At 42.2% G+C, this 8,559-nt stretch carries 6 protein-coding genes; 3 read left to right on the top strand and 3 right to left on the bottom strand.

Annotated elements, in window-relative coordinates; all coding sequences use genetic code 11:
* Positions 1–269: 269 nt before the first annotated feature.
* On the bottom strand, positions 270–959 hold the full coding sequence (locus ACYZZR_RS12330) for a DUF4294 domain-containing protein (RefSeq protein WP_461534316.1): 690 nt from the start codon (positions 957–959) through the stop codon (positions 270–272).
* 217 nt (positions 960–1,176) lie between these two features.
* Between ACYZZR_RS12330 and ACYZZR_RS12325 the strand changes: the two genes are divergently transcribed.
* The 3 genes from ACYZZR_RS12325 (at position 1,177) to ACYZZR_RS12315 (ending at position 6,095) form a co-directional block, all read left to right on the top strand.
* On the top strand, positions 1,177–2,268 hold the full coding sequence (locus tag ACYZZR_RS12325; RefSeq protein ID WP_461534315.1) for a M42 family metallopeptidase: 1,092 nt from the start codon (positions 1,177–1,179) through the stop codon (positions 2,266–2,268).
* A 34-nt stretch (positions 2,269–2,302) separates the two neighbouring features.
* A complete protein-coding gene (locus ACYZZR_RS12320; protein WP_461534314.1) occupies positions 2,303–4,228 on the top strand; it encodes a DUF294 nucleotidyltransferase-like domain-containing protein in 1,926 nt (641 codons plus the stop codon).
* A gap of 121 nt (positions 4,229–4,349) precedes the next feature.
* The gene (locus ACYZZR_RS12315) at positions 4,350–6,095 is read left to right on the top strand and encodes a M14 family metallopeptidase (protein WP_461534313.1); all 1,746 of its coding nucleotides are present in this window, start codon (positions 4,350–4,352) and stop codon (positions 6,093–6,095) included.
* Positions 6,096–6,110: 15 nt separating this feature from the next.
* On the opposite strand, the gene ACYZZR_RS12310 is transcribed toward ACYZZR_RS12315, so the two are convergent.
* A complete protein-coding gene (locus ACYZZR_RS12310) occupies positions 6,111–7,946 on the bottom strand; it encodes an ABC transporter ATP-binding protein (protein WP_461534312.1) in 1,836 nt (611 codons plus the stop codon).
* A gap of 97 nt (positions 7,947–8,043) precedes the next feature.
* Positions 8,044–8,553, bottom strand: a complete 510-nt coding sequence (locus tag ACYZZR_RS12305; protein ID WP_461534311.1) for an NUDIX hydrolase — start codon at positions 8,551–8,553, stop codon at positions 8,044–8,046.
* Positions 8,554–8,559 lie beyond the last annotated feature (6 nt).

Genomic DNA, 8,559 nt, shown 5'->3' with positions numbered 1-8,559 from the left:
TAATTCGAAAACCAGTAAAAATGCATCAAAATCAACAGTGAAATCCATCATCAAAATCCCTACCCCTATCACCGTATATGAACCTATTCGCTTATCCTCTCAACCCCATACTCCCTCTCAAAGCGGGTGCAAATATAAAACTTGTTTTTTGTTTTCTGCAAGTAAAAAATGATGATTTTTTTAGCCCATCCTCCAACACATTATGCTACAATATTTTAGACTAAAAAATAAAGGACAGCTAATGTAAGTGTTTTTTCTGAAACCCACAATTATTTTTCATTTTTCTTTCCATCTTTCCAGTGATTTGTGAGCTCCATATAGTCAAAATCGAGTGCTGAACGTTGTTTTTCGAGCAATCCGTCCGCAAAGGCACGTTGTAAAATATCTTCTATCAGGTAGTCCTCATGGACAGATTCGGGGTGATATTCTTCCTTCAAAGAAATTTTAAACATCCTAGCCGTATTATTATACCAAAAAGCCCTCCAGCCGTTTCGCAATTCCTTTACGAGATCGAAAGCTGTGGCTCCAGTCTGTCTGTGAATCAATTTCACCAAAATTTGCCCCTCAGTACGCGTAAGCTTTTTTAATTCGTCGGTAAATTCTTCCTCTATGTACTTCTGTACCCTTTTAGTATACCACCTGCGCTTTGATTTACTATCTATCATTCCGAGCCTTTCATTTAGCTCTGTCAGTCGTTCTGAAGCCAATTTCGCATAGGGAAAAACCTTTAGTGTTTTACGTCTCAACCAGTAATAAAGTGCGCGTTCTTCTCTGGAATCAAATTTCAGCCGACTAAAAACCATGACCTCTTCCAAGTCTATCGCCTCGCGAACCACAGAATCTCCTTCTAAGATGACGTATTGCTTTTGCAGGGTATCTGGCACTATCTCCTTTTCCTGCGACATCACCTGTATTCCCCACAAAAGGACTATTGCCGTATATACAAAACTCTTGAGCATACTTTTTAAAGCCTACTTTTATCAATTGACAAGGGAGTAAATTTACAAACATTCTCTCTGCCATCAACTGCAATAGAATATTTAACACTCTCTACCGCTAGAAACATCGTTATACAAATGGAGTCACTCTAAAAAACAAACCTACAAACTACACTTCTATCCGTATTAATTCCTCTAATATTATTACTTTCGTACAGAAAATTTAATTAAAAGAATTATGGCAAAAAAAGCGCAAATCATAAACAAAAAATCTCTAAGTTTTCTGGAAAAATACCTAAACAACCCCTCTCCTACCGGTTATGAATGGGAAGGACAGAAACTTTGGATGGACTATATCAAACCCTATGTAGACACTTTTATCACCGACACATACGGCACTGCTGTAGGGGTGATAAATCCCGACGCTCCATACAAAGTGGTTATAGAAGGACATTCTGACGAAATTTCTTGGTATGTAAATTACATTACCGACAACGGATTGATATACGTAATACGCAACGGAGGTAGCGATCATCAAATCGCACCCTCTAAATGGGTAGACATTCACACCAAAAAAGGTATTGTAAAAGGAGTGTTCGGCTGGCCGGCTATACACACCAGAAACTCCGGAAAGGAAGAAACACCAAAACTCGATAACATATTTATAGATATAGGTGCTAAAAACAAGGAAGAGGTAGAAAAACTCGGAGTACACGTAGGCTGCGTAATTACTTATCCCGATACCTTTCAGGTACTCAACAAAGACAAATTTGTCTGCAGGGCTATAGACAACCGAGTAGGTGGTTTTATGATTGCAGAGGTGGCCAGATTGCTACACGAAAACAAGAACAAACTGCCATTTGGTTTGTATATTACCAATTCGGTTCAGGAAGAAATAGGATTGAGAGGTGCCGAAATGATTACTCAAACTATAAAGCCCAATGTCGCCATAGTGACCGACGTATGTCACGACACCACCACTCCTATGATAGACAAAAAGACTCAAGGAGAGACCAAAATAGGCGATGGACCGGTAATTTCATACGCACCGGCTGTTCAAAACAAGCTGAGAGAACTCATTATAGAAACTGCTGAAAGCAAAAAAATTCCTTTCCAAAGAATGGCTTCATCCCGATACACGGGTACAGATACCGACGCTTTTGCATACAGCAACGGAGGAGTCACATCAGCGCTGATCTCACTACCGCTGCGCTATATGCATACCACGGTTGAAATGGTGCACCGCGACGATGTGGAAAATGTTATCAGATTGATATATGAGAGCTTGTTGAATATTACTCCGGAAACCAGTTTTAGTTATTTTGACTAAACGGAGTTGCAATATATAGTTTAATCGGGATTGTATGAGGAATACGATAGCGCTCCGCATTGCAGACTTTTTAAAACGTCTGCCTCCATTTGACTTGCTCAACGAGAGTCAGTTGCTCGAAGTCGCTTCCCATGTAAACGTCATATACCTCGAGAAAAACAAACTTGTTTTTGACGAAGGCGATACAGGTCACCAGCAATTTTATGTCATACACAAAGGTGCTGTATCACTTCAGAAACGCAGAAACGGAAAGTTTACTCCCATAGACAACTGTGACGAGGGCGATATTTTTGGACTGAGACCTCTCATCGCAAGGGAAAACTATGTCATTAAGGCAGTGAGCGAGGAAGAGAGTATCCTCTATGGCATTCCCATAGATATCTTTCGCCCTATTACCGAACAGAACAGAAAGGTGGGGCTTTTTCTTATTGAGAGTTTTGCTTCCAATACAGAAGCCCCATTTTCTGAAGAATACCACAAAAAGCTGTACTCAGACGATATCCCGGAGATACAGTTGAACCCAGTAACAGACCTTTCCGACCTACAAGCGGTAAACTACGTCAAAAATGTCGTTAGCTGTACACCGGATACTCCTATCAAAGAGGTGGCTCTGATTATGCGAGAAAAAAATATCGGATCGGTTGTTATTACAGATCGAGAAATCCCCTTGGGCATCGTTACCGATCGCGACCTGAAAAACAAAGTAGTTACCGGTGACGTTTCTATAGACGCTCCAATCAGTGAAGTCATGACTTCTCCGGTGGTTTGCTATCCAAAAGACATCACGGTCGCACAGGCACAGATGGCCATGATGAAGCACAAGGTAGGTCATTTGTGTATCACCAAAGACGGAACAACGCAATCAAAAATTGTAGGACTAGTATCAGATCACGATATCACACTGAGTCAGGGAAACAACCCTTCGGTTTTGATGAAAGCTTTAAAGAGGGCTACAAAGACAAAGCACCTAAAACGCATTCACCAAAAGATGATGATTTTACTCAGGGGTTATATGGAGCAAAATATCCCAATCACACATGTCGCGCGGATTATCGCAGAACTCAACGACGCCACCATTAAACGCTGTATAGAACTATCGCTTCGCAAAACTGACAATCCGCCACCGGTTTCGTTTGCATGGATGTCGTTGGGGAGTCAGGGTAGAAAAGAACAATTACTCCACACCGATCAGGATAATGCCATCGTTTTTGAAGATACTACACCCGACCAGTTGGAGGTTGTTCGCAACTATTTTACAGGTCTGGGAAAAAAGGTAAACAAACGTCTGAATACCATAGGCTACGAATACTGTCCGGCCGATATGATGGCGGGCAACCCCAGGTGGTGTATGTCGCTATCTGAATGGAAAGAACAATTCGGCCATTGGATTGCCGAGCCGGGAGAAGACCAGATATTGCTGTGTTCCATTTTTTTTGATTTTGACATCAGCTACGGAAATACCGAATTTAGCGATAGCCTTGTAAACCACATCTTTAAACAGGCAGAACAAAACCGTTATTTTTTCGGTATGATGGCCAGAAATGTACTGTACAACCCCTCTCCCCTCGGTTTTTTCAGACAGTTTCTGGTAGAACAAAACGGAGAGTACAAAGATTTCTTCGACCTCAAGAAAAGAGCAATAACTCCTATCACCGATGCCGCGCGACTTCTTTCTTTGTCGCATCAGATAAGACACATAAACAATACAGCAGAACGCTTTGAAAAACTGGCAGAATTAGAACCGGAAAACAGAGATCTCTACCTCTCCTGTTCCTACGCCTCAAAAACACTGTTAAAATTCCGAACCAGACACGGACTTATGCACAACGACTCCGGAAGGTATATAGAATTGTCAGCTCTGAACAAAGAAGAGAGAATAAAACTAAAACGCTGTTTCAAGACCATTAGGGGAATTCAGGAACTCATCAAAGTACGCTACAAGATAGCGGGATTGATGTAAGGCAGGGATTTGGCGACGAGGTGACGGGGAGACTTCTAATTCTTTTATTTGTCATTTATTAAACAGGCTATTTGTATATTAGCATCTGTTGAGATTGCTCGTGTAACAAAACTATTTGTTTATGAAATTGTACTTTACTTGGGTGGTGATTGCACTACTCTTCACTGCCTGTCATACCGACAAACCCGAAAAAGATCAGAAATTCCAAACCCTATTTGAAAGCTCGGAAGGTAAACAAACCCCCGAATACGAAGAGGTAATAGATTATTACAAGAAATTGGCAGAGGCATTTCAAGAGATTGACATACAAACTATGGGGATGACGGATAGCGGTTATCCGCTCCACCTGGTTACTTACAACCCCGATGGCAGTTTCGACTTTGACAAACTGAGAAAAGACAAACGCATTCTACTCGTCCTGAACGGAATTCACCCCGGAGAAAGCGACGGAATAGACGCCTCCATGATGCTTTTAAGAGATTATGCACAAGGTAAACTCAACCCTCCGAAAAACACTATTATCGCAACCATTCCGGTGTACAATATAGGAGGAGCGCTAAACAGGAACAGTCATACTCGAGCCAACCAAAACGGGCCGCAGGAATACGGTTTTAGAGGTAATGCAAAGAACTACGACCTCAACAGGGATTTTATCAAATCTGACTCTCGCAACAGCAGGGCCTTTGCCGAGATTTTTCAGCTTGTAAAACCCGATGTCTTTATCGATAACCACGTGAGTAACGGAGCTGACTATCAGTATACACTCACCCATCTTTTTACACAGCACAACAAACTGGGATCTGAGCTCGGACAATACCTGCACCGTGAAATGATGCCTCAATTGGAACAGGCGCTCGCCGAAAAGGACTGGAACATCACCCCTTATGTCAATGTGTTCAACAAGCCTCCGGAAACCGGATTTTCGCAATTTGCCGATCACCCACGATACTCCACCGGTTATGCCACTCTCTGGAATACCCTTGGAATGATGCTCGAAACCCATATGCTCAAACCGTATCCAAAGAGAGTAGAAGGCACTTATCAACTACTTCGCGAAATGGTGAATATCACAGAAAAGGATCACCTCAAAATAAAGGAGTTGAGGCAGACCGCTTTTAAATACTACGCTACCGCAGACACCTACCCTGTGAGGTGGACAGTCGATTCCACCAAAGTGTCTACCTTACAATTTCTCGGATATGAGGCAGATACCATCATAAGCGCAGTCACAGGGCTTCCCCGGTTGAAATACAATCGAGACAAACCCTTTGTGAAACCGGTGTCTTACTACAATTATTTCAAAGCTTCCCACCGAGTCACAGTACCAAAGAGCTATGTCATTCCAAAACAGTGGCGGCGTGTTGTGGAACTGTTAAAACTGAACGGTGTAACACTGCATTCCCTGCCCAGCGACACATTGATGGAAGTACAGGCTTACAGAATTGAAGATTTCAAAACACAGCCCTCTGCCTTCGAAGGGCATTACCTCCACTACAATACTGCAGTGAGTTCACAACAAATAAAAAAACGGTTTAACAAAGGGGATTACATAGTGCAAACCGACCAGCCAGCCATACGATATCTCATAGAAACTCTAGAGCCCGAAGCCTCTGATTCTTTTTTTAATTGGAATTTCTTTGATCCCATTCTGCAGCAAAAAGAGCATTTCTCTCCTTATGTTTTTGAAGATATTGCCCTCGAACTCCTCGAAAACAATCCGGCGTTAAAGACCGAATTTGAAGCATTGAAGGAAGGCGATTCCGATTTTTCAAAAAACTGGTACGAGCAATTGCAATGGATATATCAACACTCTGAGTATTACGAAAAAGCACATATGCAATATCCCGTTTATAGAATACTGTACTAAATCGTCTAAATTGGTTTACTGGTATCCCACAGCTTGAAGGGTAAACAGCTCTGCGTACAATTGTTTGTTTTCCATCAAAACTTCGTGAGTTCCCTGCTCCAGTATTTTGCCGTCTTTCAACACCACTATGGTATCAGCCAGACGTACAGTGCTGAAGCGATGCGATATAATAATAGCGGTTTTTCCTTTAGTAAGTCCCATAAACCTCTGAAAAGCTTCGTACTCTGCTCTGGCATCCAAGGCAGAAGTGGGTTCGTCGAGAATCGCTATCTCTGCATCTTTCATATAGGCTCTTGCCAAGGCTATTTTTTGCCACTGTCCGCCGGAGAGATCCACTCCATTAGTAAAACGCCTACCCAGTTTTTGGTCGTACCCTCCCGGAAGTGAAGCGATTACTTGATCGGCAAGACTTTGTCGAGCGGCTTTCAGTATACTGTTGTCGTCATTCACCTTGTCGATATTACCCACAGCTATATTCTCGCCTGCGGAGAAATTGTACTTTACAAAATCTTGAAAAATAACTCCGAAAAGTGACTGGTATTCCTCTTTGGAAAATTTGCGTATATCGGTCCCGTCGAGCAATATTTTCCCCTTTACAGGTTCGTAAAACCGAAGTGCAAGTTTGATTAAGGTTGTCTTTCCTGCACCATTTTCTCCTACAAAGGCGAGTTTTTCTCCTGCCGGAATCAAGAAACTCACTCCTTTCAAGACGTAATTCTCCTGTCCAGGATATCGAAACCACACATCTGAAAACTCCAATCCCCCTCGTATTTCATCAGGTATGGGTAGTGTTACTTCCGGTTCTTTTGCTGTTGTTTCTAGATCTAGAAAATCGAAATAATCTTTTAAGTAGAGTGCACTTTCAGTAATTTGACTGAATCGGAAGAAAATACCCTGCAGTTGGTTTCTAAGGCGATTAAAAGATCCGGAAAGGAATGTCAGGTCACCCACAGTTAAAACCCCTGTCACCACTCGAATAATAATGAGTACAAAGGCTCCGTAATACGACAATACCCCCAGTATATTAAAACCAGCGCCCCAAAGACTTTTTCGAATCGCTAATTTTCTGGTTACTTTGTAGTACGCATCAGATAGCATTTTAAAACGCTTAGCTATATAGCCTGCAAGACCAAATAGCTTTACTTCTTTGGCGGTAACATCACTTGCCCCTACGTATCGCAAATCGTCCAGCTCACGTCGCTCGGTAGTCCAACTCCTCGCCAAAGAATAACTTTTCTGGCTGAATTTTATTTCATTTAGAAAGGCTGGAATTACAGAAAACACGAGCAATACAATCAACCAAGGCTCAAAAACAACCAGAGCACTGACCAGCGAAATCACAGTAATGCTATCCTGTAATTGCGACATTATACCCGACATAAGCGATACTCTTCCTACGGTTTGACGCCGGGCTCTATCGAGCTTGTCGTAAAAGTCGGGGTCTTCTAGCTGACTGAGCTCTATCTCTGCAGTCTTGTTTATTATCTCTACAGAAGACTTGTTGGAGTACAGGTCTCCTATGAGTGTATCGGTGAGGTTGGTAGCCCTACTGATGAGATCAGACAATACAGCCAATCCCAGTTCTAGGGCAATCAATTTCCACAACAGCGAAAAATCCTTCTCATGAGCATCGATTTGGATCACCACTTCATCTAGGATAAGTTTGCCCACCCACAATAGAGCTACAGGTGTTGCCGCATTGAAAATACGAGAAATAATATTGATATAAAAAAGTCGCGGGGATACCTCTCTGATCTTTCCAAAAAAACGCGGGAGATACTGAAGTGCTCCCATGCGTTCTTTCCATCCCGGTTCCTGATCGCTTGAGCCTGTAATTGACTTTCTAGGCATAATCTTTTCGGATTTAATCACACAAAATTATGCTTTTTTAACATAGCTACTACAATTGGCCAAAGCTCGACTTAGACAAAGTGTTTAAAATCTCGGATCAATTGACAAACAGCGATCGGATATTGGCATATGAATTTTCTAGAATCTGCGGAATTTCCGATACTTTTTTCCACGCTACCTTTTCTATTCCCTCTTCGTTTTGTGGTCGAAATTTTCCACTAAAAGAGCTACTCATACTAAACCAGTATGTCTCCTTCAGCTTGTACTCGCCATTCCTTTTAAAAATGTGATAGGTTTTGTTCAACAAGGGTCCTAATTCGAGTTTTTTTATACCGGTCTCTTCCTCTACCTCGCGTATGGCTGCCTTCTCGGCAGATTCCTTCTTTTCCAATTTGCCCTTGGGAAGATCCCATTTCCCGTTGCGAAAGATAAAGAGCACTTCTCCGGTAGGATTGGTCACTAGTCCTCCGGCAGCCACAACAACCGGAATCTTGCGGCAGAATTTTTCCAAAAGTTGGTCTACCTCAGGACAGTAGAGGTGGGCCTCAGAAATTTCACCTTTATTCAACTGCCTGATAACTTCTTCCAGGTTGACACTTTCTAACAAAAACAG

The sequence above is a fragment of the Sinomicrobium sp. genome (assembly GCA_029266035.1).
In the GTDB taxonomy this organism is placed as follows: Bacteria; Bacteroidota; Bacteroidia; order Flavobacteriales; family Flavobacteriaceae; genus Sinomicrobium.
The sequence above is the reverse complement of the archived record's forward strand: the minus strand, read 5'-3'. Positions and strand labels throughout refer to the sequence as shown.